The organism is Gemmatimonadaceae bacterium (genome assembly GCA_035533755.1).
Lineage (GTDB): Bacteria > Gemmatimonadota > Gemmatimonadetes > Gemmatimonadales > Gemmatimonadaceae > JAGWRI01.
In genome coordinates, this window is record DATLTC010000100.1 from 1 (window position 1) to 22,378 (window position 22,378).

The 22,378-nt window shown below is 71.1% G+C and carries 21 protein-coding genes and 2 tRNA genes; 3 read left to right on the top strand and 20 right to left on the bottom strand.

Features of this window, described 5'->3' with window-relative positions; all coding sequences use genetic code 11:
* From VNE60_13740 to VNE60_13750, 3 genes are all read right to left on the bottom strand, one after another.
* A partial coding sequence (locus tag VNE60_13740) for a carboxymuconolactone decarboxylase family protein (protein HVB32584.1) occupies positions 1–537 on the bottom strand: 537 nt, incomplete at its 3' end.
* Positions 538–571: 34 nt separating this feature from the next.
* Entirely contained in the window at positions 572–1,561 is a 990-nt protein-coding gene (locus VNE60_13745) for an asparaginase (GenBank protein ID HVB32585.1), read from the bottom strand.
* A gap of 75 nt (positions 1,562–1,636) precedes the next feature.
* On the bottom strand, positions 1,637–2,515 hold the full coding sequence (locus VNE60_13750; GenBank protein HVB32586.1) for a DMT family transporter: 879 nt from the start codon (positions 2,513–2,515) through the stop codon (positions 1,637–1,639).
* Positions 2,516–2,643: 128 nt separating this feature from the next.
* On the opposite strand from VNE60_13750, the gene rfaE1 reads away from it, so the two are divergent.
* From rfaE1 to VNE60_13765, 3 genes are all read left to right on the top strand, one after another.
* Positions 2,644–3,660 carry a D-glycero-beta-D-manno-heptose-7-phosphate kinase gene (rfaE1, locus tag VNE60_13755; protein HVB32587.1) on the top strand — a complete coding sequence of 339 codons (1,017 nt, stop codon included), beginning with the start codon at positions 2,644–2,646 and terminating at the stop codon, positions 3,658–3,660.
* A 60-nt stretch (positions 3,661–3,720) separates the two neighbouring features.
* Positions 3,721–3,794: transfer RNA gene (locus VNE60_13760), tRNA-Ile, on the top strand.
* A gap of 90 nt (positions 3,795–3,884) precedes the next feature.
* Positions 3,885–3,958: transfer RNA gene (locus tag VNE60_13765), tRNA-Val, on the top strand.
* A 58-nt stretch (positions 3,959–4,016) separates the two neighbouring features.
* Here the strand turns inward: VNE60_13765 and hflX are convergent.
* The 17 genes from hflX to accC all read right to left on the bottom strand — a co-directional run bounded on the left by hflX (position 4,017) and on the right by accC (position 22,365).
* Positions 4,017–5,303, bottom strand: coding sequence for a GTPase HflX (gene hflX / locus VNE60_13770; protein ID HVB32588.1), 1,287 nt, complete (start codon positions 5,301–5,303; stop codon positions 4,017–4,019).
* A 24-nt stretch (positions 5,304–5,327) separates the two neighbouring features.
* Positions 5,328–5,795, bottom strand: coding sequence for an LEA type 2 family protein (locus VNE60_13775; protein HVB32589.1), 468 nt, complete (start codon positions 5,793–5,795; stop codon positions 5,328–5,330).
* 16 nt (positions 5,796–5,811) lie between these two features.
* Entirely contained in the window at positions 5,812–7,179 is a 1,368-nt protein-coding gene (locus VNE60_13780; GenBank protein ID HVB32590.1) for a replication-associated recombination protein A, read from the bottom strand.
* Positions 7,176–8,504: a CCA tRNA nucleotidyltransferase gene (locus tag VNE60_13785; GenBank protein HVB32591.1), complete on the bottom strand. Its 1,329-nt coding sequence runs from the start codon at positions 8,502–8,504 to the stop codon at positions 7,176–7,178. Before VNE60_13785 ends, VNE60_13780 begins: the two co-directional genes overlap by 4 nt.
* Positions 8,497–9,456, bottom strand: a complete 960-nt coding sequence (locus VNE60_13790; protein ID HVB32592.1) for an asparaginase — start codon at positions 9,454–9,456, stop codon at positions 8,497–8,499. Before VNE60_13790 ends, VNE60_13785 begins: the two co-directional genes overlap by 8 nt.
* Positions 9,453–10,208, bottom strand: a complete 756-nt coding sequence (locus VNE60_13795; protein HVB32593.1) for an SDR family oxidoreductase — start codon at positions 10,206–10,208, stop codon at positions 9,453–9,455. Before VNE60_13795 ends, VNE60_13790 begins: the two co-directional genes overlap by 4 nt.
* Positions 10,205–10,780, bottom strand: coding sequence for an SIS domain-containing protein (locus VNE60_13800; GenBank protein ID HVB32594.1), 576 nt, complete (start codon positions 10,778–10,780; stop codon positions 10,205–10,207). The genes VNE60_13795 and VNE60_13800 overlap by 4 nt, the downstream gene beginning before the upstream one ends.
* 23 nt (positions 10,781–10,803) lie before the next feature.
* Positions 10,804–11,583: a CpsB/CapC family capsule biosynthesis tyrosine phosphatase gene (locus tag VNE60_13805; protein ID HVB32595.1), complete on the bottom strand. Its 780-nt coding sequence runs from the start codon at positions 11,581–11,583 to the stop codon at positions 10,804–10,806.
* 22 nt (positions 11,584–11,605) lie between these two features.
* Positions 11,606–11,944, bottom strand: coding sequence for a hypothetical protein (locus tag VNE60_13810; GenBank protein HVB32596.1), 339 nt, complete (start codon positions 11,942–11,944; stop codon positions 11,606–11,608).
* Positions 11,941–14,748, bottom strand: coding sequence for an alanine--tRNA ligase (gene alaS, locus VNE60_13815; GenBank protein HVB32597.1), 2,808 nt, complete (start codon positions 14,746–14,748; stop codon positions 11,941–11,943). The genes VNE60_13810 and alaS overlap by 4 nt, the downstream gene beginning before the upstream one ends.
* Positions 14,749–14,786: 38 nt before the next feature.
* Positions 14,787–15,437: a regulatory protein RecX gene (locus tag VNE60_13820; GenBank protein HVB32598.1), complete on the bottom strand. Its 651-nt coding sequence runs from the start codon at positions 15,435–15,437 to the stop codon at positions 14,787–14,789.
* Between the two features lie 123 nt (positions 15,438–15,560).
* On the bottom strand, positions 15,561–16,604 hold the full coding sequence (recA, locus tag VNE60_13825; protein ID HVB32599.1) for a recombinase RecA: 1,044 nt from the start codon (positions 16,602–16,604) through the stop codon (positions 15,561–15,563).
* A 109-nt stretch (positions 16,605–16,713) separates the two neighbouring features.
* Positions 16,714–17,088: a YraN family protein gene (locus tag VNE60_13830; protein ID HVB32600.1), complete on the bottom strand. Its 375-nt coding sequence runs from the start codon at positions 17,086–17,088 to the stop codon at positions 16,714–16,716.
* Between the two features lie 71 nt (positions 17,089–17,159).
* Positions 17,160–17,954: a hypothetical protein gene (locus VNE60_13835; protein HVB32601.1), complete on the bottom strand. Its 795-nt coding sequence runs from the start codon at positions 17,952–17,954 to the stop codon at positions 17,160–17,162.
* Positions 17,954–20,260 (bottom strand): DNA translocase FtsK 4TM domain-containing protein, encoded by a 2,307-nt coding sequence (locus tag VNE60_13840; GenBank protein HVB32602.1) that lies wholly within the window; start codon positions 20,258–20,260, stop codon positions 17,954–17,956. Before VNE60_13840 ends, VNE60_13835 begins: the two co-directional genes overlap by 1 nt.
* A 2-nt stretch (positions 20,261–20,262) precedes the next feature.
* Positions 20,263–21,009 carry a 2-phosphosulfolactate phosphatase gene (locus VNE60_13845; GenBank protein HVB32603.1) on the bottom strand — a complete coding sequence of 249 codons (747 nt, stop codon included), beginning with the start codon at positions 21,007–21,009 and terminating at the stop codon, positions 20,263–20,265.
* Entirely contained in the window at positions 21,010–22,365 is a 1,356-nt protein-coding gene (gene accC / locus VNE60_13850; GenBank protein ID HVB32604.1) for an acetyl-CoA carboxylase biotin carboxylase subunit, read from the bottom strand.
* Positions 22,366–22,378: the final 13 nt, after the last annotated feature.

Below are 22,378 nucleotides of genomic sequence, written 5' to 3' on the forward strand. Positions count from 1 at the left end.
GGGAGCCGCCACGCCGGCGTTGAGCGCACCGTGCAGGTGCGAGTGCAACTGGCGGTCCTGGCCCGCCGCCGCGCACGCCGCCACGATGCAGACCTCGCGGCGCGCGAGATCGAGGCCGGGACGACTGAGCACCTTGCCGTACCCCTCGACGATCATCCATTCGTCCAGCGCGGGATGCAGTTGCCGGATGTTCTCGCGCAGCCGGGCGTAGAACCCGCCATAGACCACCGCGCACGTTTCCTCTCCCGCCACGCGCCATGCCGCCGGGTCGCCATCGGCCGGCGGCGCCGCCGGCTCGGCGTGCACCCGGCGCCATTCGCGCATCGCATTGAGCGTGCGCGGGAACCCCGCGAAGAGATAGGACTGCAGCAGAAGTTCCTCCACCCAGAGCGCGGGCACGTCGTCGAGCACCGCGGCGATCCCGGCACGTTGTTCGGACTCGGTGCCCGCGGTGACCACGGCCGACAGCCGGACGAGGCGCGCGGTGGCGTCGTCCAGCGCCTGGAGCGTAACCGGAGGGCGGGCGGCGGGCGTCATGATTGCGATGCCTGGCGGATCAATCGGGCGCCGATCACGCGATGAGGCGCACGTCGCCCACGATCTCGCCGCGCGTGTTCCGGATGGGACGGCGGGCGATCTCCTCGAGCCGCGGCGGTAGCGTGGCCGGCAGCACGTCGAGCAACTGCAACGCGCGAAGCAGCGCCGGATACTGGGCGCGTGCCGCGCCGTCCTCCACCTTGATCGCCACCCCGATCCCGCGGTCCAGGCTGAGCGCCGAGTGCACGCCCTCGGCGCCGACCTTGGACACCACGCGGCCCGCCGTCTCCTCGATGAGAATGGTGTCGAAGCGGTCGGTGCCGCCGATCAGGAAGGGTCGCGTCTGCATCGCGTGCAGGATGCGCGCCGCCGCCGGGTGTCCGTCGAGCGACGCCCTCGCTAGGCGCGCGTACGCCGTGGCCATGTGCGTGAGCGGGAGCGCGAACTCCACCACGCCGCAGCCGTCCACGGCGCGCCCGATGGCCTCCGGCGCGAGCGCCGACCAGTGGCTCACCGAGGCCAGACACCCCTGCTGCACCGCGTGATCCGGGCGCTCGTACCCCAGGGTGGGCCAGCCCGCCGTCTTGGCACGGGCCAGCATCGCCGCGTGCTTGCCCGAGCAATTGTTGTGGAGCCGCGTGGGGCGCTGCCCTGCGTCGCGGAGCAGCTTCGCGCCGCGCGCCGTGAGCGGCTCGTGCGGGCCGCAGGCGAGGTCGCCCGCCTCGAGCCCGAGGTCGTCGAGCATGCGCTGCACGATCGCCACGTGCTCGGGCTCTCCGCCGTGCGACGCGCAGGCGAGCGCCAGCTGGTCGTCGCCCCAGCCCAGGGCGTCGAATCCGCCGGACTCGAGCAGCGGCATGACCTGGAAGGGCTTGCCGCACGAGCGCCAGTGCGTGGTCAACGTCGCATCGCGGGCATGCGCGAGCAACGCGCATGCCGGATCGACCACGGCCGCGTGCACGTGATGCAGCGATTCCACGCTGTCGCCACGCGTGACGACGACATCCAGTTGCAACTCGGTCATGCGGGGGTCCGGAGGTGGGCTGGCGCCGGGCGCCAACCATTGAAACATAACGAGGCGCGAGGCGCGCTCGGCGGCCTATCGCGCCGCTCGGCTGGCCCGGGCGATCCCGTACAGGACCAGCGCCCCGCCCGCCACCGTCCCCCAGTTGGGCAACTCGCGGATGCCGGGCAGCAGGGCCGCAAGGATCGTGGCGCCGATTGGCTCGCAGAGCAGCGCCAGATTGACCACGTACGCCGGCACGTAGCGGAGCGCGTAGTTGAACCCCGTGTGCCCAAGCAGCATCGGCCCCAGCGCCAGCGCCGCGAAGATCGCCAATTCATGCGGCGGCTGCGGAAGCAGCGCCACGTGGGTGGCTTGCGCGGCCAGCACCAGCACCGCGAAGCAGGCGCCGTACACGACGGCGACATACGGCCACAGGTCGAGCGTGGCCCGCAGCTTGCGCCCGGCCACGAAGTAGCAGGCGCCGGCGATGGCGCCCGTGAACGCCAGCCCGTCGCCGAGCAACGCGCGGCTGCCCTGCCCCGCCCCTTCGCGCAGCAGGTCCGGCAGCGCCACCACCACCGCCCCGGCCATGGCGATCATGATCCCGCCCCACTGGCGGCGGGTCGGGTTCTCGTGCAGCCACACCACCGACAGCAATCCCACCACCGCCGGCTGCATGTCCACCAGCACCACCGAGGCGGACACCGTGGTGAGGCTCAGCGACGCGTTCCATGACCAGAAATGGATGGCGAGCATGGCGCCGGCGCCGAGCGCCACCATGAGGTCGCGCGCCTTCAGCACGCGGAGTTGCCGCCAACTGCCCGTGGCAACGAGCGCGACGGCCACCACGATCAGCGAAAACCCCAGCCGCCCCGCCGCCACCGTGAGCGCCGGCGCCCCCGACAGCCTGGTGAGTGGGCCACCCAGCGAGATGCCGAGGATGGCGAACGCGATGGCGACGGTGGGCGACATTCGCCAAAGGCTGCCATCGGCGGGGCGCCCTGTCCAGGGGGCCCGCGCACATCGCGACCGCGGCGGCGGGTGGATCGCGCGCGCGGATCGTTGACCGCGCATCCCGCTTGCGGGTAGCTTCCCTGCCCATGCCCCTGTCCATCAGCCGCACCCGTCTCACCGCGCTGCTCGACGCCGCCGCCCAGCAGCAGGTGGCCGTGGTCGGCGACGCGATGCTCGATGTGTATCTGATCGGCGACGTCGAGCGCATCTCGCCCGAAGCGCCGGTGCCGGTGGTGCGGGTGCGCGAGCGCCGCTACGCGCTGGGCGGCGCCGCGAACGTGGCCCAGAACGTGTGCGCGATGGGCGCCCGCTGCCGGCTGGTGGGCGCGGTGGGGACCGACGCCGGCGGATCCACGCTGCGCACGATGCTGGAGCAGATGTCGGTCTACGCCGATCACCTGGTGGAGGTGGAGCGACCCACCACCACCAAGACGCGAGTGGTGGCGCGGGCCCAGCAGATGGTCCGGGTGGACGAGGAGGACGACTCCGACCTCGCGCCGAGCGAGATCGCGCGCCTGCTCGACGCGGTGCAATCCGCCATCGAATCGTCGGACGCGCTGGTGCTCGAGGACTACAACAAGGGCGTCCTCGTGCCGGAGGTGATCGCCCGCGCCATTGCCTGGGCGCAAGCGCGCCGGATCCCGATCGTCGTCGACCCCAAGTACCGCAACTTCTTCGCGTATCGCGGCGCGACGGTGTTCAAGCCCAACCGGCGCGAGCTCGAAGCCGCGCTCGGGGCGGCAATCAATCTCGACGACCCGCACGCGCTCCCCGAGACCTTCGCCCGCCTCGGCGTGGACCATCTGCTGCTCACCCTCGGCGAGCGCGGCATGGCCCTGCTCTCCCCGGATGGCGCCGTGCTCCGGATCCCGACCATGGCGCGCGAGGTGTACGACGTGGTGGGCGCCGGCGACACGGTCACCGCGTATCTCGGGGCGATGCTGGCCGCCGGCGCCACGGCCGCCGAAGCGGCGGTGATCGCGAACTATGCCGCCGGCGTGGAGGTGGGCAAGCTGGGCGCCGCCACCGTGACGCCGGCCGAGGTGCTGGCGTCGTACGACGGATTCATGGAGCGGCAGGAGCAACAAGCGCGGACGTCCTGACCGTGCCGGGCGTCGCTTGCGTGGCGCCGGGACCTCCGATAACTAGAAGGCGCGGGACGCGGGGCCTTAGCTCAGCTGGTTAGAGCAGTGGACTCATAATCCAACGGTCGCAGGTTCGATCCCTGCAGGCCCCATGCGAACGCCGGACGCGCGAAGGACTACCATCGCCGTTCCCGGCTCGTTAGGTTTTTCGGACTGCATGCGCCGTGCGCGGCGCGTGGCTTGGTCGCGTAGCTCAGCTGGTTAGAGCGCTGGTCTCACATACCAGAGGTCCGGGGTTCGAGTCCCTGCGCGACCATTGAACAGGGGGGCCCGATCGGGCCCCCCTGTTCGTTCGTCCCCGCGGCGCCGAGGTCTCAGACCGGTTCGACGGTCGCGCCGGCACGCCGCAGCCGGCCCGCCAGCGCCTCATCCACGCGGGCCCGCACGACCAGACGGTCGCCGTCCGCCCGCTGATCGAGCACCTCGCCGTGGCGGTGGATGTCCGACAGCAGCTTCCCGTCGGCCGGCGACATGCGGATTTCCGAGAGCGGCCGGCGCGCGCGCACCGCGGCCAGCAACGCCCGGCGCAGCGGCTCCAACCCACCCTCGGCGACCGCGGACACGAAGATCGCGCCCGGCGACGCCGTGGACATCCGCGCCTGCAGCGCCAGCAGCGCGTCGTCGGACAGCGCGTCGATCTTGTTGAACACGAGCAGCGTGGCCTGGTCCTGCAACCCCAACTCCTCGAGCACCTGCTCCACCACCTGGCGCTGGTCCTCCCACGCCGGATGGCTGGCGTCGATCACATGGAGCAGCAGATCGGAATCGCGCGTCTCCTCGAGCGTGGCGCGGAACGACGCCACCAGGTGGTGCGGCAGCTTGCGGATGAAGCCGACCGTGTCGGTGACCAGGGCGCGCGAATTCTCGCCCAGCTCCACGTCGCGCGTGAGCGGGTCGAGGGTGGCGAACAGGCGGTCCTCCACGAACACGTCGGGCGCGGAGGCGAGCCCACGGAGGATCGAGGACTTGCCGGCATTGGTGTAGCCCACGAGCGACGCCCTGAAACTGCCCTGCCGCGACTGGCGCTGGACCGCGCGCGACTTGATCACGTCCTGCAGCCGCTCCCGGAGCAGCTTGATGCGGTGGTTAATCAGCCGCCGGTCGGTTTCCAGCTGCGTTTCTCCGGGGCCGCGCACGCCGATGCCGCCGCGGAACTTCTCCAGGTGCGTCCACATCCGGGTGAGCCTCGGCAGCATGTATTCCAGCTGGGCGAGTTCCACCTGCATCTTGGCTTCGCTGCTCCGCGCCCGCGTGGCGAAGATGTCGAGGATCAATTCGGCGCGGTCCACCACGCGCTGCCCGATCGCATCCTCGATGTTCTTGCCCTGCGACGGCGACAGCTCGTCGTCGAAGATCACCAGCGTGGCCCCGGTCTCAAGCACCTTGAGCCGCAGCTCGTCGAGCTTGCCCGAGCCCAGATACGTGCCGGCATGCGGCCGGTCGATCTGCTGCGTGAGTTCGCCCACCACGTGGGCGCCGGCGGTGTCGGCCAGGCGCTGGAGCTCGCGCAGATGCTCGTCCATCGCTTGCCGGGCGCCGGCGCGCTTGCGCGGGGCGCCCACCAGGAGGGCCCGATCAACGGGCGGCGTGACGGTGATCAATTCGCGTGCGATACGAGCCTCCGCTCAGCGCAATTTTGAATTCAGGGTGGAGAACCGGCCCCTGGACGTGAACGGGAACGTCCGCGTGCCGATCGGCGAGCCCACGGTCACGTCGCCGACGATCTGATAGTCCACGGCGCCCGTCTGCATGAGCTCGCGCCCGGCCGCGTTCACCCCGTTGTACGAGAACTGCACCGGGATGTGCACGATCGTAGAGTCGCCGCTCCGGAACGCCTGGCGATCGGTGAGCGTGCCGTCGGCCACGGCTACGGTATCGACGAACAGCTGGTAGCGCAGCTGCGTGGCGTCGAGCTGGTAGTCGTTGGGATTGTACACGCTGACCACCACGTCGAGGTTACCGCCGAACACGCCGAGCCCCACGAGTCGAACGTCCCGCAGCGTGACCACGGGCTGCTTGAACAGCTGGCGCCCGAGGAACGAACAGCCGCCGATCGCCACCAGAGCCACAACGCCGATCAGGAATCGCTTCATGCGCATTCTCCGCTCCTCATTCGGCCGCGCTTGATTCGCCGGCCTTGCGTTTGAGATCCGCCCACCAGGCCAGGCGCTTGGCGATTTCCTTCTCGAAGCCGAACGGGCCCGGTGTGAAGAACGCGGTGCCGAGCAGGCGTTCCGGCAAGTACTCCTGCGGAATGTACGCCTCCGGCACCGCGTGTGCGTACTGATACCCTTCCCCGTAGCCCAGTTCCTTCATCAGGCCGGTGGGCGCATTGCGAATGTGGAGGGGCACCGGCTCGGCCGGCGTGTCGCGCGCCGCGGCCAGCGCCGCATCGAGGGCGCGCTTGGTGCTGTTGGACTTTGGCGCCGTCGCGAGGTACACGGTCATCTCGGCCAGCGGCAGGTAGCCTTCGGGCGCGCCGAGCATGTGGAAGGCATCGCGCGCCGCCACGGCCAGCTTCAACGCGTCGGGATCGGCGAGCCCGATGTCCTCGGCCGCCATCGCGATCGCGCGCCGGAACAGGACCATGGGATCGGCGCCGCCCTCGATCATGCGTGCCATCCAGTAGAGCGCGCCCTGCGGATCGCTGCCGCGCAGGCTCTTGTGGTAGGCGCTGAGCATGTTGTACGCCTCCTCGCCGCCCTTGTCGAAGCGCGCGAACCGTAGCTGCAGCGCCTCGCGCACCTGGGCCGCGTCCAGGTGGCCGGCCTTGCCCACGTGCCCCGCCGCCGCCTCGAGCACCGTGAGGGCGCGCCGGGCGTCACCGTCAGCCTCCGTGGCCAGCAGCGCGATCGCCGCATCGTCCACGGTCAGGGTCCATGTGCCCAGCCCACGCTCGGCGTCCGACAGGGCACGCCGCAACACGATCGCCAGGTCCTCCGCCGCCAGCGGACGCAGCACGAACACGCGCAGCCGCGACAGCAGGGCCCCGTTGATCTCGAACGAGGGATTCTCGGTGGTGGCGCCGATGAGCGTGATCGTCCCCGATTCCACGTGCGGCAGGAACGCATCCTGCTGGGCCTTGTTGAACCGGTGGATCTCGTCGGCGAACAGAATCGTGCCCCGCCCCATGGCGCGGCGCGACTCCGCCTCGGCCACGATCTCCCGCACGCGCGGCACGCCTTCGGTGACCGCCGAGAACGACACGAACTCGCGCTCGGTGTGCCGCGCGATGAGGCGCGCGAGCGTCGTCTTGCCGGTGCCGGGAGGCCCCCAGAATACCATCGACCCCACCGTCCCCGATTCGATGGCCGTGCGCAACGGCTTGCCCGGCGCGAGCAGGTGCTCCTGGCCCACGAACTCCTCGAGCGTGCGCGGGCGCATGCGCGCCGCCAGCGGCGCGTCGTCGGGGCGCGCCCAGAGCGAGTCGCCGCCGGGCGCGCGGCCGCGTCCGCGGTCCCGGCCGGCCGGCGTCACGGGGCTCCCGGGCCCGACCGCAGCTCCGCCGCGCGCGCGAGCAGCGCCGTCGGGGTGTTGCGCCGGGGATCGTCCAGCACCCAGTCGAGGAGCGCCTGGAGCAGTTGGCCCATGCCGGGCCCCACGGGCATCCCGGCGCGCCGCAGATCGTCGCCGTCCACCGCGAGATCGCGCAGGTCCACGGGATCGCGGAAGGCCGCGCGCAGCACGCGGCGGTACAACCCGTGGATCCGATCGGCTGCGGGCGCGACGGCGCCGCGGTCGCGCTGCGCCGCCCAACGAGCGCTGGCCATGCGGAAGAACCCCGGAAGGTGCAGGCGCCCGATCGCGGCCACCCAGCGCCTGACCTGCGCGTCGGAGATCTCGTCGCCCGCCGCGACGCCCTGGCCGATCGGCGGGCCGAGCGTCTGCCAACGCTCGACCAGCGCCTGGATCCAGTTCATCTCGAGCTTGGAGCAGCGCAACGCGGTGAGCGCGGCGCCGATCCTGGCCGCCGGCACGTCGCTGAACAACGTCGCCAGCCGATGCAGGCGTCGATTGGGCCGCCGCGCCGGGCCCGGCACGGCCAGGCAATCGAGCGCGCGGAACGTCTCCTCCGCGGTGTCGGCCAGCGCGGGCACGAGCACCGGCAGCGCGCCGGCCTCGCGCCACAAGCGCAGCGCCGCACTCGGCTGCGCCACCTGCTGCATGGTCTTTTCCAGTTCCTGCTTCACCCGCTCCGGCGACAGGCGCGACAGGTGTGGCGCGCTCGCGACCATCGCCTCCCAGGTGGCCGGATCGATGGTGAATCCGAACCGCGCCGCGAACCGGATGGCGCGCAGGGCGCGCAGGCGGTCCTCGCGCATCCGCGCGTCGGCGTCCCCGACGGCGCGCACGACGCGCCGCGCGAGGTCGGCGCGCCCCGCGAACGGGTCGTGGAGCCGCTCGTGGCGCGGCGAATAGGCGATGGCATTGATCGTGAAGTCGCGGCGCGCCAGATCGTCGTCCAGCGATACGCCGAATTCCACTTCGGCGTGTCGGCCGTCGGTGCGCACGTCGCGCCGGAAGGTCGTGACCTCGTGCATCGTCTTCTCGTGGTCAAGCACGCCCACGGTGCCGAACTCGATGCCCACCGGAATCGTGCGCCGGTGCCCGAACAGCCCGCGCACCTGTTCCGGCGTGGCGGCCGTGGCGAGATCCCAGTCGAGATGCGCATGGCCCAGCAGCGCGTCGCGCACCGCGCCGCCCACGCACCAGGTTTCGAAGCCGGCGCGCTCGAGCCGGTCGGCGATGTCCAGCACCGCCGGCGGCGGGCGAAGTTTGAGCAGTTCGTCGCGCTCAGCCATCGAACACGCGGCGCACGTCCACCCCGGCGCCCAGCGCGAGCATGAGATCGATACGGGCCTGCTGCGGACGCCGGCTGCCCGCGAACAGGGCGCCGGCCTCGAACAGCCGCCGCCCGCCGCCCACGTAGCCGTACGTATGGCCCACGCGCCCGCGCAGGGCGCGCGACGCGATGACCACCGGCTTGCCGTCGGCGATCCAGCGGTCGATGCCCTCGGCCATCGGCGGCGGGACGTTGCCGCGCCCCATCGCCGCCACCACCACCCCGAGCGCTTCGACGCGCGAGGCATCGAGCAGCCGCGCATCGGCGCCCTGCCAGGCGTACACGATGTCCACCGGCTGCGCGGGCGCGTCGGGCATGAGCGGCGGCAGCCCGAACGGCGCCGTGCGCCGAACGATCACCCGGCCATCGTCCACCACGCCGAGCGGGCCGAGTCCCGGACTCTCGAAGGCGTCGGGCATGTGGGTGTGGACCTTGGTCACGTCGAGGGCGCTGAAGATGCGGTCGCCCATCACGACGAGCACGCCGAGTCCCACCGCCACGGCGCTGGCCGCGGTGGCCACCGCGGCCCCGAGATTGGCGGGGCCGTCCCAGCCCAGGTCGCTGGACGTGCGCATGGCGCCGGTGAACACCACGGGCTTCTCGGAGTCGAGCGACCGCGCCATCAGGTACGCGGATTCCTCCAGCGAGTCGGTGCCGTGCGTGACCACCACCCCCTGGACGTCGGGGCGCGCCAGGTGCCGCGCGATGCGCGCGCGCAATGCCCACACGCGGTCCACGGTCATGTGCGGCCCGGGGAAGGCGCCGAAGTCGTCCACCTCGAGATCGGCGATGCGGTCGATGCCCGGGGCGAGCGCCAGGATGTCGCGTCCTGCGAGGGCCGGCACGGCGCCCCCCGCCACGGGATCGTGGCGCATGGAGATCGTGCCGCCCGTGAAGAGGAGGACGATCATCCGCAGAGCACGCTGCCGCCGTTGACGTTCATGATCTCTCCGGTGATGTGCCGCGCGAGCGACGAGCAGAGGAAGACGATGGGGCCGGCAATGTCGCGCGCATCGGCCACGCGTCCCAGCGGAATGGTGGCGGCGATGCGTTCCTTGCCGCCGTCGGCGTACGGGATGTCGCACATCTCCGTGTCCACCCACCCCGGGGCCACGCTGTTCACGGTGATGTCGCGGCCGGCCAGCTCCGGCGCCAGCGACTTCACGAACGCGATCATCGCGCCCTTCGACGCCCCGTAATCGGAATGGTACGCCTCGCCGCGCTGCCCCGCCGTGCTGGCCACGAGGACGATGCGCCCGTGGTCACGCAGCACGCGAGCCGCGGCGCGCGTGGTGTAGAACATCGAATCCACGTTCTGGGCCATCGTGCGCCGCCACCGGGCGTCGGAGATGGCGGTCACGTCCTCCACGTCCACGGGCCAGATGCCGGCGTTGCCCACGAACAGGTCGAGGGCGCCGAGTTCTCGCACCGCCGCGGCGACGAGCCCGTCGGCGCCTTCGGAAGTCGCGATGTCCGACGCCACGGCGGCCGATCGCACGCCCCACCGCCGCGCTTCAGCGGCCACGCGCTCGGCGTCATCGCGCCGCGAGTGGTAGCCCAGCACCACGTCGGCGCCGCTCTCGGCGAGCAACCGCACCGTGGCCGCGCCGATCCCGCGCGAGCCCCCCGTCACCAGCGCGCACTTGCCTCTGAGATCGATCACAGGTCTCGCTCCACGAGGTCACAGATGATGTGTTCGATGCACAGGTGCAGCTCCTGCGCGCGATCGGTGCGGTCGGTGGGTACGATCACGCAGTGATCGGCCACCGTGCGGAGGGCGCCCCCGTCGCGCGCCGAGAACGCCAGCACCTTCACGCTCCGCGCGCGGGCCGCTTCCGCCGCCCGCAGCACGTTGGGGGAATTCCCGCTCGTCGAATGGATGATCAGCAGATCGCCGGGCCGGGCGAGAGCCTCGACCTGCCGCGCGAACACCTGGTCGAACCCCAGGTCGTTGCCCGCCGCGGTGAGCAGCGACGTGTCGGTGGTGAGCGCGATGGCCGGGTAGGCCCGTCGATTGCGCATGTACCGCACCACGTATTCGGTGGCCATGTGTTGCGCGTCGGCGGCGCTCCCGCCGTTGCCGCAGAAGAACAGCGTGCCGCCCGCGGCCACCGTCTCCCGCACGAGGCGCAGCGCCTCGTCGAGCGCCGGTCCCATCGTCTCGGCCACGCGCGTGGCCGTCGCCGCCAACTCGCGTAACGCGTCCTCGAACCGCCCCGCCGATTGCTGGGTCACCGTGTGAGTCTCCGCGCCGTCTCTCAGTTGTGCGCCGCGCCGCCGGGCCGCGACCGCCCCAGCACGAGCTCGCGCAGATGGGCCAGCATCCCGCGCCGCATCACCAGCGGCGGGACCTCCTGCATCGGTTCGTTGGCCAGCAGCCGCCGCGCATTGTCGCGCGTCAGCAGATCGGCGTGCTCGGGCGACCCCCACTCGAGCAACCACGCGCGGACCGCCACGAGCGACCGCGCGTCGCCATGCGTATCGCTGGCCGCCACGTCGGCGCAGCCGTGCGCCAGGAGGTCCTGGGCCAGGCGGGCCATGTGCCCGGTGCCGAGCAGCGCCGCGCCGTCCATCTGGATGGCCGTTCCCACCTTTCGCCACTCCATCACCTGCGCCACCGTGCACCCCGCGTACCGCTCCGGGTGTGCGAGCACGGGGATGACGCCGCTCATCCGCAGGCGGAACAGCTCGTCCGCGGCATTGGGGGGAATCGTCATCCGCGGAAATTCCACGAGCACGGCCTTGGATCCGCCCAGCGCCAGCTGCGGATGGCGCAGATCGGCGCCCGGCACGTCGAGCATGATCTCCCACCCGAGCTTGAGCTCCGGCACGGCGGGCGCCGCCGCGCGCAGCGCGGCCAGAATCTGCGCGTGATGATTGTACGGCGCGCTCGCCGCGCGCGAGGCCATCAGGTGCGGCGTGCACACCACCACCTCCACCCCGCCGGCGGCGAACCGCTCCAGCACCGGCACCGACACCTCGATCGACGGCGACCCGTCGTCGACGCCGGGCAGCAGATGCGTATGGAGGTCGATCATCGCCCGCGCCGCCCGTGGGACATCACGCGACCTCCGCGGCCGCGTGGCCCCGCGTGCCGATGTCCGCGATGCGCTGCATCGCCCGCGCGGCACGCACGTCGAGCGTCTCGCCCTGCTCCGCCGCATGCTCGAACGCGTACGTGACGAGCGCATCCACCGCCAGCAGATCGAGCGCCGACTCCCGCCCCGTTTCCCGCCGGGCCAGCAGCGCCGCGAGCATCTCCTCCGCGGCGGCTTCGCACGCGGCGTGCGTCTCGGCGGCATCGCGCGCCAGCCGGTCCCCGAGGGCCAGCCGGACGCGGGCCGCCAGCGCGTCGGGCGCCCGCGGCGTGCGCCCGTCCAGCCATGCGCCAACCGTCATGCGCCACGCTCGATCAGCGCCTGCGCCAGCGCCGGCGCCTGCGCCAGCGCATGGTCGAGCTGCGACGCGTCGGGGATCCCGGCCTGCGCCATGTGCGGCTTGCCGCCGCCGCGTCCGCCAGCCAGCGCCGCCAGCTCCTTGACCAACGCACCCGCGCTCACGCCCCGCTTGACCAGATCGTCGGTGGCCACCACGAGCAGCGTCGTCTTGCCGTCGCCGAACGTGGCGGCGAGTACGCCGACGCCCGAGCGCAGCTGCTCGCGCAACGCGTCGCCGAGCCCCTGGAGCTCCTTGAGGTCCGCGGCCTGCACCACCCGACCGACGAACCGCGCGCCCGTCCCGTCGAGCTCCCGCGCGCCGGCCAACCACTGCTGCAACTGGTCGCCGCCGCCGCGCACCGCTTCGTCCACCCGCTTCTCGAGCGCGCGCCTCTCGTCGAGCAGCCCCTGGATGCGCTTCTCCACGCCGTCCACCGACACCTTGAGCAACTCGGCGGCGCGCCCCAGCGACTGCGCGCGATCGTGGAGGAGCGCGTAGGCGCCCGGTCCGGTCATCGCTTCGATGCGCCGCACGCCCGATGCCACCCCGGTCTCGTGCACGATCTGGAACAGGCCGATCTCCGCCGTGTTCCGCACGTGCGTTCCGCCGCACAGTTCCATCGAGAAGCCGGGGACGGTCACCACGCGCACCACGTCACCGTACTTCTCGCCGAACAGCGCCATCGCGCCCGCCGCGCGGGCCTCGGGATACGCCATCTCCCGCGTCTCCACCGGCATCGCCTGCCAGACGCGCTCGTTGACGATCTGCTGGATCTCCTCTAGGCGGGCGGCGCTCACCGGGCCGTGATGCGTGAAATCGAACCGCAGCCGGTCGGGCGCGACCAGCGAGCCCGCCTGGTGCACGGCATCGCCCAGCACCTGGCGCAGGGCCGCATGCAGCAGGTGCGTGGCGGTGTGATTCCGTTCGGTGTCCTTGCGCCGCAGCGTCGGCACGCGCGCCGTCACCCGCCCGAACGCGAACTCCCCGCTCAACCGCCCCACCGCCGCCGGCCGCCCGTCCACCTTGCGCACGTCCTCCACGTCCACCCGCCAGCCGTCGCCCACGATCTCCCCATGGTCCGAGATCTGACCGCCCGACTCGGCGTAGAACGGAGACTCGCGGAGCAGCACCGCGGCCCGGCCCTCGCCCAGATGGCGCACCGCCGTCACCTGCGTCTCGATCGCCACGCGGTCGTAGCCCACGAACGACACGTCGGCCACGCGCGCGCCCGGCGCCAGCACCCACTCCACGCCGTCGCCCAGCGCGCCCGACTGCACGCTCAGGCGTCGCGACTTGCGCTCCTCCTTGGAGCGGTTCCGCTGCTCCTCGAGCGCCGCCCCGAACCCGGCGATGTCCACCGTATAGCCGCGTTCGCGCGCCATCAATTCCGTGAGATCGATCGGGAACCCGAACGTGTCGTACAGCCGGAACGCGTCGTCCCCGCTGATCGTGCCGCGAATCACGTCGCCCAGCCGAGGGCCGCTCTCCGGCGCCAGCTGCTCGAACCGCGCCAGCCCGCCCTCGATGGTGGCCAGGAACGCCTCCTCCTCCACCCGCGTCGTCTTGAGCAGATGGGCCGCTCGGGTGTGCAGCTCGGGATAGACGTCGCCCATGGTGTGGATCACCGCCTGCACCACATGGACGAGCGTGGGCTCCGTGCGCCCCAGCAGCCAGGCGTGGCGCACGGCGCGGCGGAGGATGCGGCGCAGCACGTAGCCCCGCCCGTCGTTGGACGGGAAGACCCCATCGGCGAGCAGGAACGCCACCGCCCGCGCGTGGTCGGCAATCACCCGGAACGACGCCGGGTCCACCAGCACGCTGCGGCCACGCACGGCCATCGCGCTCGGCGCCCGGTCCGCGCGGCCGCGATACGGCAGCCCGACGGCCTCCTCCACGGCGCCGATCATCGGCGCGAACAGATCGGTGTGATAGTTGTTCGTCACCCGCTGCAGGACGGCCGCGATGCGCTCCAATCCGGCGCCGGTGTCCACCGACGGACGCGGCAGCGGCACCAGCGTGCCGTCGGCCTGCCGGTCGAACTGCATGAATACGAGATTCCAGATCTCGAGGAACCTCCCCGCCTCGGCGCCCTCGACGAACGCCTCGGTGGAGAAGTCCACGCGATCGCGCTCGGTCCACTCGCCCGACGCGCCGTCGGGGAACCGCCAGTCGTCGGTGAGGTGCGCCAGATCGACGTAGAGCTCCGAGCAAGGCCCGCACGGTCCCGTGTCGGCCATCTGCCAGAAATTGTCCTTCTCGCTCAGGCCGTAGATGCGTGACTCGGGCAGCCCGGCCACGTCGCGCCACAGCGTCCGCGCCTCGTCGTCATCGCGGAACACCGACACGCGCACGTGGGCCGGATCGATCCCCAGATTCCCGTCCTCCCGGCGTCCGGTCACGAACTCCCACCCGAACCGGATGGCGTCGCGCTTGAAATAGTCGCCGAACGAGAAGTTCCCGAGCATCTCGAAGAACGTGTGGTGCCGCGCCGTGTGCCCCACCTGCTCCAGATCGTTGTGCTTGCCGCCGGCCCGCACGCACTTCTGCGCCGTCGTCGCCCGGCGTTTGCCGTCCGGCGGATCGTCCATGCCCAGAAACACCTTCTTGAACTGGACCATCCCGGCGTTCGTGAACAGCAGCGTGGGGTCGTCCTCGGGGACGAGCGACGAGCTGGCACGGCGAACGTGACCCTGGCGCTCGAAGTAGCGCAGGAATCGTTCGCGGATTTCGGCGGCGGAAAGCGGCGGAGGGGCGCGGTCGGGCATACGCGCGGAATATACCAAATCGCGACGCACTATGCCCTTCAGTCCGTGGGCTCGACGCCGTCCTCGCCGAGGTCGCGCAACACCCGGCTGATATCGTCGTGCTCGAACCCGCGGCGCGCCAGGAACGCGTACAATCGCCGGCGGCGCGTGGGCGCATCGAGACGGATCAGGCTCCGGAGCTTCTTGCGCGCCAACCGCGCCACGGCTTCGCCCTCCCCCACCCCCTCGTCCGCGAATACGTCGGCCAGCGCGGCTTCGGCCAGTTCGCGTGAGATGCCGCGCTTGGCCAGCTCCTGCTGCACACGGCGCCGCGACATGCCCCGCCCCAAGGCCTTGCTGCGGGCAAACTGCCGCGCATAATCGGCGTCGTCCAGATATCCGGCGCGTTCCAGACGGTCGAGCGCGGCGTCCACAGGGCCCGCGGCCTCGCCCTTGAGCAGGAGCTGCCGGCGCAATTCCGCGCGCGACCGCGCGCGGGCGGCCAGCAGCCTCGTGGCGCGATCCCACGTGGCAACGAGCGCCAGCTCGGCGGCAAACGCGGGCCGCACCGGGTCGAACGCCACGCCGACGCCGAGCCGCAACCGCTCGATGGCCTCCACGGACACCGCGCCCTCCGGCTGTCCGTCCACGAAGACCTCGAACCGTCCCGGTTTCTTGACGTGCGCCGTGATGGCCGTGATCACGGGCATGGCCGCTCCGACGGCAAAGTGCCGGGGATCCGTACCCTGTAGCGTTGGGAGTTTCCGGGTCCCGTCGCGTTCAGGCTACGTCTCCCCGGCACGTTGACGTGTCCGGTGGTCTGGTGGTGCGCGTTACTCCTCGACGGCATCCTCGGACGGGCCGGCGATCACGGGGGCCACGCCCAGGATGGCCTTCACCTTCTCCTCGATCTCGGCGAGCATCGCCGGATTGTCCTTGAGGTAGAGCTTGGCGTTCTCACGACCCTGCCCGATCTTCTGCCCCTTGTAGCTGTACCAGGCGCCCGACTTCTCGATGATGTTGGCCTCGGCACCGATGTCCACGAGCAGCGACGTGTGACTGATGCCCTCGGCGTACATGATGTCGAATTCGGCCTGGCGGAACGGAGCCGCCACCTTGTTCTTGACCACCTTCACGCGGACGTGCGAGCCCACCACGTCCTCCTTCTCCTTCACCGCCCCGATGCGGCGGATGTCCAGCCGCAGCGACGCGTAGAACTTGAGCGCCTTGCCGCCGGTGGTGGTCTCCGGATTGCCGAACATCACGCCGATCTTCTCGCGCAACTGGTTGATGAAGATCACCGACGTCCGCGAGCGCGCGATCGCGCCGGTGAGCTTGCGCAGCGCCTGGCTCATGAGCCGCGCCTGGAGGCCGACGTGCGAGTCGCCCATGTCGCCCTCGATTTCGGCCTTGGGCACCAGCGCCGCCACCGAGTCGATGACGATCACGTCCACGGCGCCCGAGCGCACGAGAATCTCGCAGATCTCCAGCGCCTGCTCGCCCGTATCCGGCTGAGAGATGAGCAGCGCGTCGATGTCCACGCCGAGCTTGCGCGCGTAATCCACGTCGAGCGCGTGCTCGGCGTCGATGAACGCCGCCACGCCGCCCGTGCGCTGCGCATTGGCCACCACGTGCAGACAGAGCGTGGTCTTGCCGCTCGACTCCGGTCCGTAGATCTCGGTGACGCGGCCGCGCGGAATGCCGCCCACGCCGATCGCCGCATCGAGATTGATGGCGCCGGTGGGGATCGCCTCCACACGAATCCGATTGTCCGCGCCGAGGCGCATGATCGAACCCTTGCCGCAGTTCTTCTCGATCTGCGCGATGGCCAGGTTCAATGCCTTCTTCTTGTCGTCCTGCATCGTGGAGACGGCCATGGTTGGCATTCCCTTTGTTGAGCGTGATCCCCTGGCCACGCAGGCTAATCGTAACCCGGCGGGCGTTCCTATCGTTACCCCGAAGAAAATACGAAGCTCCTCCGAGGAATCAAGGGACAGAACGCACTTCGAACGCATTCTCCACGTGCCGCACCCGCACCCGCCGCCCCTGGACCAGGATCCCCACGACGTCGAACCGGTACGACTCGTCGGAACGGCCGTGGCGGGTGATCCAGGTCCTGGCGGAACGCTCTAACTCTTTGCGCTTACGCCAGTTAACTGCTTCCACCGGATCTCCGAACCGATCGCCGGACCGAGCTTTCACCTCGACGAACGCGACCGTTCCGTCGCGCTCCACTACGAGGTCGATGTCCCGATGCCCCGACCGGTACCGGCGGTGCACCACCCGCCAGCCACGCTGAGCCAACCACCGTTCCGCGATGCGCTCTCCGAGCTCCCCGAACGCCTGCGTTGCCGCTGACATGGGGCCAACCTACGGCTCCCGGCCCACCGAGCATCACCCGATCGCGCGCGTCCGGATCGGAACGCCGCAGCCTACCGCCGGGACACGAGCCGCTCGACCAGGACCGAGTTGGGCATGCCCGGGATGTCCTGCCGGGTCTGGACCACGACGGGGTCGGATTCGGCCACCCACATTCGCCGGACCCCCAGGGCGGTGTTGAGCGTCACCACCCAACAGTGCGTGCGCCCCAGCCCCGTGGTCACGTCCTGCTCGCCATCCACGGAGAGGGTGGCCGGGAGGATCCGGCTGGAGCCCAGATCGATCACCAGCACCGACACCGAATCGACGCGCCCCACGCTCAGCGGCATCTGCTGCAGCGCCAGCTCGGTCATCGGCGCCCCGGCGAGCAGGTCGCCGCGGTTGGCCATCATGATCGTGTGGTCGCCGCTCGGTCCGCTCGTACCGCCATAGATGGAATCCGGCGTGAACTCGAGCGCCAGGCGGCTCAGCCCCTGCGTGGACGACCAGTGCAGCGGCCGCAGGTCGGTGTACGACGCGTAGAGCGTGTCCACCGACGCCACGGCGCCGCTCCGCGTCTCGACGATGCGCCACGCCGGGAACGCCCCGTACGTGCTCAACTGCGCATCCACGTCGCGCATGCCCACCACGTGGGTGCTGTCGGGAGACACCACCGTCATCTCGTAGCGCTCGTGCTGGGCCCGCAGCAGCAGCCCGTTCACGGGCAGCGAGGGACGCGCCGTGGAGTCGGTGTCGGCGGCGGCCGGAGGGGCGACCTGCTTCCGCGTCGTATCCTGGGCCCGTGCCCTGGGCGTCGCGCTCAGCGACACCGCGACGAGCGCCGCGGCAGCGCACGCCAGCCGCCGCATCAGACGCGCGGCCCGCAGATGCGGTCCAGGTCCTCGAGCCCGGCGAGCACGTCGCGCGGCTTGCTCGAGCCGGGTTCGGCGCGACCGAGGACCCCGGCCAACTCCAACTGGTCGATGATGCGGGCCGCCCGCCCGTAGCCGATCTTGAGCCGGCGCTGCAGCAGCGACGTGGATCCGCCCTGGTTCTGGATCACCGCCTCGGCGGCTTCGCGGAACAGCTTGTCGCGATCGCCCGCCTCGGCGTCCGGCTCCTCGGGCTTCGCCGACTCGGCGGCTTCGCGGGCCCGCACCGCCTCGAGAATGTCTTCCTCGGTGGCCTCGTCGAGCCCCAGTCCCTGAGCCAGCCGCGCCTTGCGCCGGGCCTCGTTGCGGCCCTCGTACCAGTGCATGAGCCGCTCGGTGTCCTCGCTCGAGATGAACGCGCCCTGCAGCCGCGCCGGTTCCGACTTGCCCGGCGGAATGAACAGCATGTCGCCGTTGCCGAGCAGCGCCTCGGCGCCGGCGCCGTCGATGATCGTGCGGCTGTCCACCTGCGACGCCACGCGGAATGCGATGCGGCTGGGAAAGTTGGCCTTGATCAACCCGGTGATCACGTTGACGCTCGGGCGCTGCGTGGCCAGCAGCAGGTGAATGCCGATGGCACGCGCCTTCTGCGCCAGCATCGCGATCGGCGTCTCCACCTCGCTCTGCACGGTCATCATGAGATCCGCCATCTCGTCGATCACGATCACGATATACGGCAGTACATCGCCGGTGTACGTGAGTTCCTCGAACGCGGCGTCCGGCTGCTTGGGGTGCTTGAGGGGCGCGCCGTCCTGCACGCGCTTGTTGAACTCCTGGATGTTCCGGCAGCCGTTGGCGGCGAGGAGCTTGTAGCGGTCCTCCATCTCGTGCTTGGCCCAGTGCAGCACCGACGCCGCGTCGCGGTTGTCGGTGACCACCTTGTGCCGCAGGTGCGGCAGCGTGTTGTACACCGACAGCTCGACCATCTTGGGGTCGACCATCAACAATCGCAGCGTGCGCGGCGTGTGGCGGTAGATGAGGCTGGTGATGATCGTGTTCACGCACACCGACTTGCCCGACCCGGTGGCGCCGGCGATCAGCAGGTGCGGCATCTTGGCGAGGTCGGCGATCACGGGCCGTCCCTCGAGGTCCTTGCCGAGCGCGATCGGGAGCGCGGCGCGCGCATTCTGGAAGTCCCGCGTCTCGATGAGTTCGCGGAACGCCACGATCTCGGACTGCGGATTGGGCACTTCCACGCCCACCGCGCCGCGCCCGGGGATCGGCGCCACGATGCGGATGCTCTGGGCCCGCATGGCGAGCGCCAGGTCGTTGGCCAGGTTCGCGAACTGCCGCACCTTCACGCCGGGCGCCGGCTCGATCTCGAACTGCGTGACCACGGGGCCGGTGGTCCGGCCCACGAGGTCGCCGTCCACCTTGAAGGTGCGCAGCGCGGCGATGAGCTTCTCCCCCATCAGGTCGAGGTCGCGCTTGCCCCCATCGCCCACGCGCGGCGGCGGCGGGGTGAGCAGTTCGGGGCCCGGGAGTTCGTCGGCCAGCGCCTCGCCCAGCGGCGCCGACGCATTGATCTCCGCCGCGATCTCCTCGTCGCGCTCCGCCGCCGCCTCGGCCTTGGTGCGCTTGCGGGAGCGCTTCTTTGGCGGCTCCGCCTCGTCGGCGTCGGCACCCGCCGCCTCCAGCGCGAGTTCGATGCCCGGCATCTCCTCGGGCGGCGGTTCGAGCGCCAGGGCGCGATCGCTTCCGCGCCGGACGGCGCTGCCGGCGTCGCCCAACGCCGCGTGACGCGCGCCGATGATCGCGCGAATCGGATTCCAGGCGAGGGTGGCGGCCATCAGCGCCGACAGCGCCAGCGCCACCACCACCCAGGCCCCGAGCCCGCCGAACCAGGCGCGCCAGTATTCGCCCACGAGCGCCCCCCAGAGGCCCGACGCGGCCGCGGCGTCGTCTCCCAGGCGCAGTCCGCCGGCCAGCGCGAGCGCCACCGGCAGCAGCACCACCAGCCCCGCCACGAAGATGATCCACGACCGATCGGTGTCCGACTCGAGACGGCCGAACAGACGCAGCGCGTGCACCGCGGGCACGAGCGGCGTGAGGATGGCCCCCGGCCAGCCGAGCAGCGCCACCAGCGGACGGGCGAGGTACGCGCCCACCCATCCGACGTTGGCGCGCACGTCCACGCCGCCGCTCAGTTGCGCCATCCCGAGCACGACGAATGAGCCGGCAAGGAAGATCGCGAACAGCAGGAGTGCGATGGCCGCGAGTTCGCGCTTGAGGGCGTCGCGCATCGTCAGGCCTCCGCGGGCGCGGCGAGCCGGACGATCTGCCGGTCCTGGTACACGGGCACGACCAGGTGCGCGTCGAGCGTCGCGCAGGCCACGAGGTCGGCGGCGAACCCTGCGTTGGCCAGGGCTTGCCCGTGATTCGCCGTCTCGAACAGGCGCCACAGGTCGTCGCCGAACTTGCGGTCCAGCTGCACGGCAGCGAGCGCCGCGTCGTTGAGCGTGGCGCCGGCCACCCGGCGCGTGGCGTGTCGCACGAAGCGCCCCACGCACGCCGCGTCCTCGAGCGCGAACTGTCCCTCATGACCGGCGCAGATGAACGCGAGGTCGGCGCCGCGCCGGGCCGCGGCGCGCAGCACGGCGGCCACGGGCGAGAAGTTCACGTACGCGCCCACGAGCACTTCCTTCGCCCCCTGCGTCGCCGCGATCGCGCCCGTGCCGTTGGTGGTCGTCATCAGCACGGTGTGTCCCTCCACCGCGTCGCGCGTGAACTCGAGGGGCGAATTGCCGAGGTCGAACCCGTCGATCATCCGCATCCGCCGCTCGCCGGCCAGCCGCACCTCGCGCCGATCGAAGGCCTTGGACAGGGCCACGATCGCCTCCGAACTCTCCCCGGGGACCACGGCGCGGGCGCCGTGGGCCAGAGCCGTCGCGATCGACGACGAGGCCCGCAGGACGTCCACCACCGCCACCACCCGCCCGGCGACGTCTCCCGGCCCGACCTCGCGCGCCGTGAAGAAGACGTCCACGCGCACCTAGGTGGGCTCCTTCATCAGATCCGGTTCACGCTCGAGGAACTTGGTATCCACCTCGCCGGCCTGGAATCGCGGGTTCTGCATCACGCGGGCAAGGAACGGGATGGTCGTCGTCACGCCTTCGATGACGAATCCCTCCAGCGCCACCCGCACGCGCACGATCGCCTCGGCACGGTCGCGGCCCTGGCAGACGAGCTTGCCGAGCAGCGAGTCGTAGTACGGCGGCACCGCATAGCCCGCGTATACGTGCGAGTCCAGGCGCACCCCGGGGCCGCCCGGTGGATGGAAGGTCGTGATCGTGCCCGGCGACGGCTGGAAGTTGCGCGCCGGATCCTCGGCGTTCACGCGGACTTCGATCACGTGCCCGCGCAACGGGGGCATTTCGGTGATCGAGAGCGGCTCGCCGGCCGCCACGCGGATCTGCTCCTTCACGAGGTCCACGCCGGTGAGCATCTCGGTGACCGGATGCTCCACCTGGATGCGCGTGTTCATCTCCATGAAGTAGAACGACCCGTCGGTGTCGAGCAGCATCTCGATCGTGCCCGCGCCCACGTAGTTGATGGCCTTGGCGCCGGCCACGGCCGCGGCCCCCATGCGCGCGCGAAGCTCCGGCGTGACGGCGGGGCTCGGCGCCTCCTCGATCAGCTTCTGATGGCGGCGCTGCACGGAACAGTCGCGCTCGCCCAGATGGATCACGTGGCCGTGCCGGTCGCCGAGGATCTGGAACTCGATGTGCCGCGGCCGGGCCAGGTACTTCTCGACGTACACGTCCCCGTTGCCGAACGCGCTCAGCGCCTCGGAGCGGGCGAGCTGGAACGACCGCGCGAAGTCGTCGGCGTCCTTGGCCACGCGCATGCCCTTGCCCCCGCCGCCGGCCGCCGCCTTGATGATCACCGGAAAGCCGATCTGCCGGGCGAACCCGAGCGCCTCGTCCACGTCCTCCACCGGGCCCGGGGTGCCGGGAATGATCGGCACCCCCACCTCGGTCATCGCCTTGCGAGCCGCCGCCTTGTCGCCCATCACGCGGATCTGCTCGGCGGTGGGCCCGATGAACGCGATGTTGGACGCGACGCAGGTCTCCGCGAACTCGGCGTTCTCGGCCAGGAACCCGTAGCCGGGGTGGATGGCGTCGGCCCCGGTGATCTCGGCGGCCGCGATCAGGCGCGGGATGCGCAGGTAGGAGTCGCGCGCCGGCGGCGGTCCGATGCACACGTCGTCGTCGGCGAATCGCACGTGGAGCGACTCGCGATCGGCTTCGGAGTACACGGCGACCGTCTCGACGCCCAGCTCCTTGCAGGCGCGGATGACGCGGAGCGCGATCTCCCCGCGATTGGCGATGAGTACCTTCTTAAACACCGGATTCTCGAGT

What these genes read in the sequence shown, in the direction of transcription:
- VNE60_13745 (HVB32585.1), bottom strand. Translation starts at nt 1,561, where the DNA reads ATGACCGAGTTGCAACTGGATGTCGTCGTCACGCGTGGCGACAGCGTG.
- VNE60_13750 (HVB32586.1), bottom strand. Translation starts at nt 2,515, where the DNA reads ATGTCGCCCACCGTCGCCATCGCGTTCGCCATCCTCGGCATCTCGCTG.
- rfaE1 (HVB32587.1), top strand. Translation starts at nt 2,644, where the DNA reads ATGCCCCTGTCCATCAGCCGCACCCGTCTCACCGCGCTGCTCGACGCC.
- VNE60_13775 (HVB32589.1), bottom strand. Translation starts at nt 5,795, where the DNA reads ATGAAGCGATTCCTGATCGGCGTTGTGGCTCTGGTGGCGATCGGCGGC.
- VNE60_13785 (HVB32591.1), bottom strand. Translation starts at nt 8,504, where the DNA reads ATGGCTGAGCGCGACGAACTGCTCAAACTTCGCCCGCCGCCGGCGGTG.
- VNE60_13790 (HVB32592.1), bottom strand. Translation starts at nt 9,456, where the DNA reads ATGATCGTCCTCCTCTTCACGGGCGGCACGATCTCCATGCGCCACGAT.
- VNE60_13805 (HVB32595.1), bottom strand. Translation starts at nt 11,583, where the DNA reads ATGATCGACCTCCATACGCATCTGCTGCCCGGCGTCGACGACGGGTCG.
- VNE60_13810 (HVB32596.1), bottom strand. Translation starts at nt 11,944, where the DNA reads ATGACGGTTGGCGCATGGCTGGACGGGCGCACGCCGCGGGCGCCCGAC.
- alaS (HVB32597.1), bottom strand. Translation starts at nt 14,748, where the DNA reads ATGCCCGACCGCGCCCCTCCGCCGCTTTCCGCCGCCGAAATCCGCGAA.
- VNE60_13820 (HVB32598.1), bottom strand. Translation starts at nt 15,437, where the DNA reads ATGCCCGTGATCACGGCCATCACGGCGCACGTCAAGAAACCGGGACGG.
- recA (HVB32599.1), bottom strand. Translation starts at nt 16,604, where the DNA reads ATGGCCGTCTCCACGATGCAGGACGACAAGAAGAAGGCATTGAACCTG.
- VNE60_13830 (HVB32600.1), bottom strand. Translation starts at nt 17,088, where the DNA reads ATGTCAGCGGCAACGCAGGCGTTCGGGGAGCTCGGAGAGCGCATCGCG.
- VNE60_13835 (HVB32601.1), bottom strand. Translation starts at nt 17,954, where the DNA reads ATGCGGCGGCTGGCGTGCGCTGCCGCGGCGCTCGTCGCGGTGTCGCTG.
- VNE60_13840 (HVB32602.1), bottom strand. Translation starts at nt 20,260, where the DNA reads ATGCGCGACGCCCTCAAGCGCGAACTCGCGGCCATCGCACTCCTGCTG.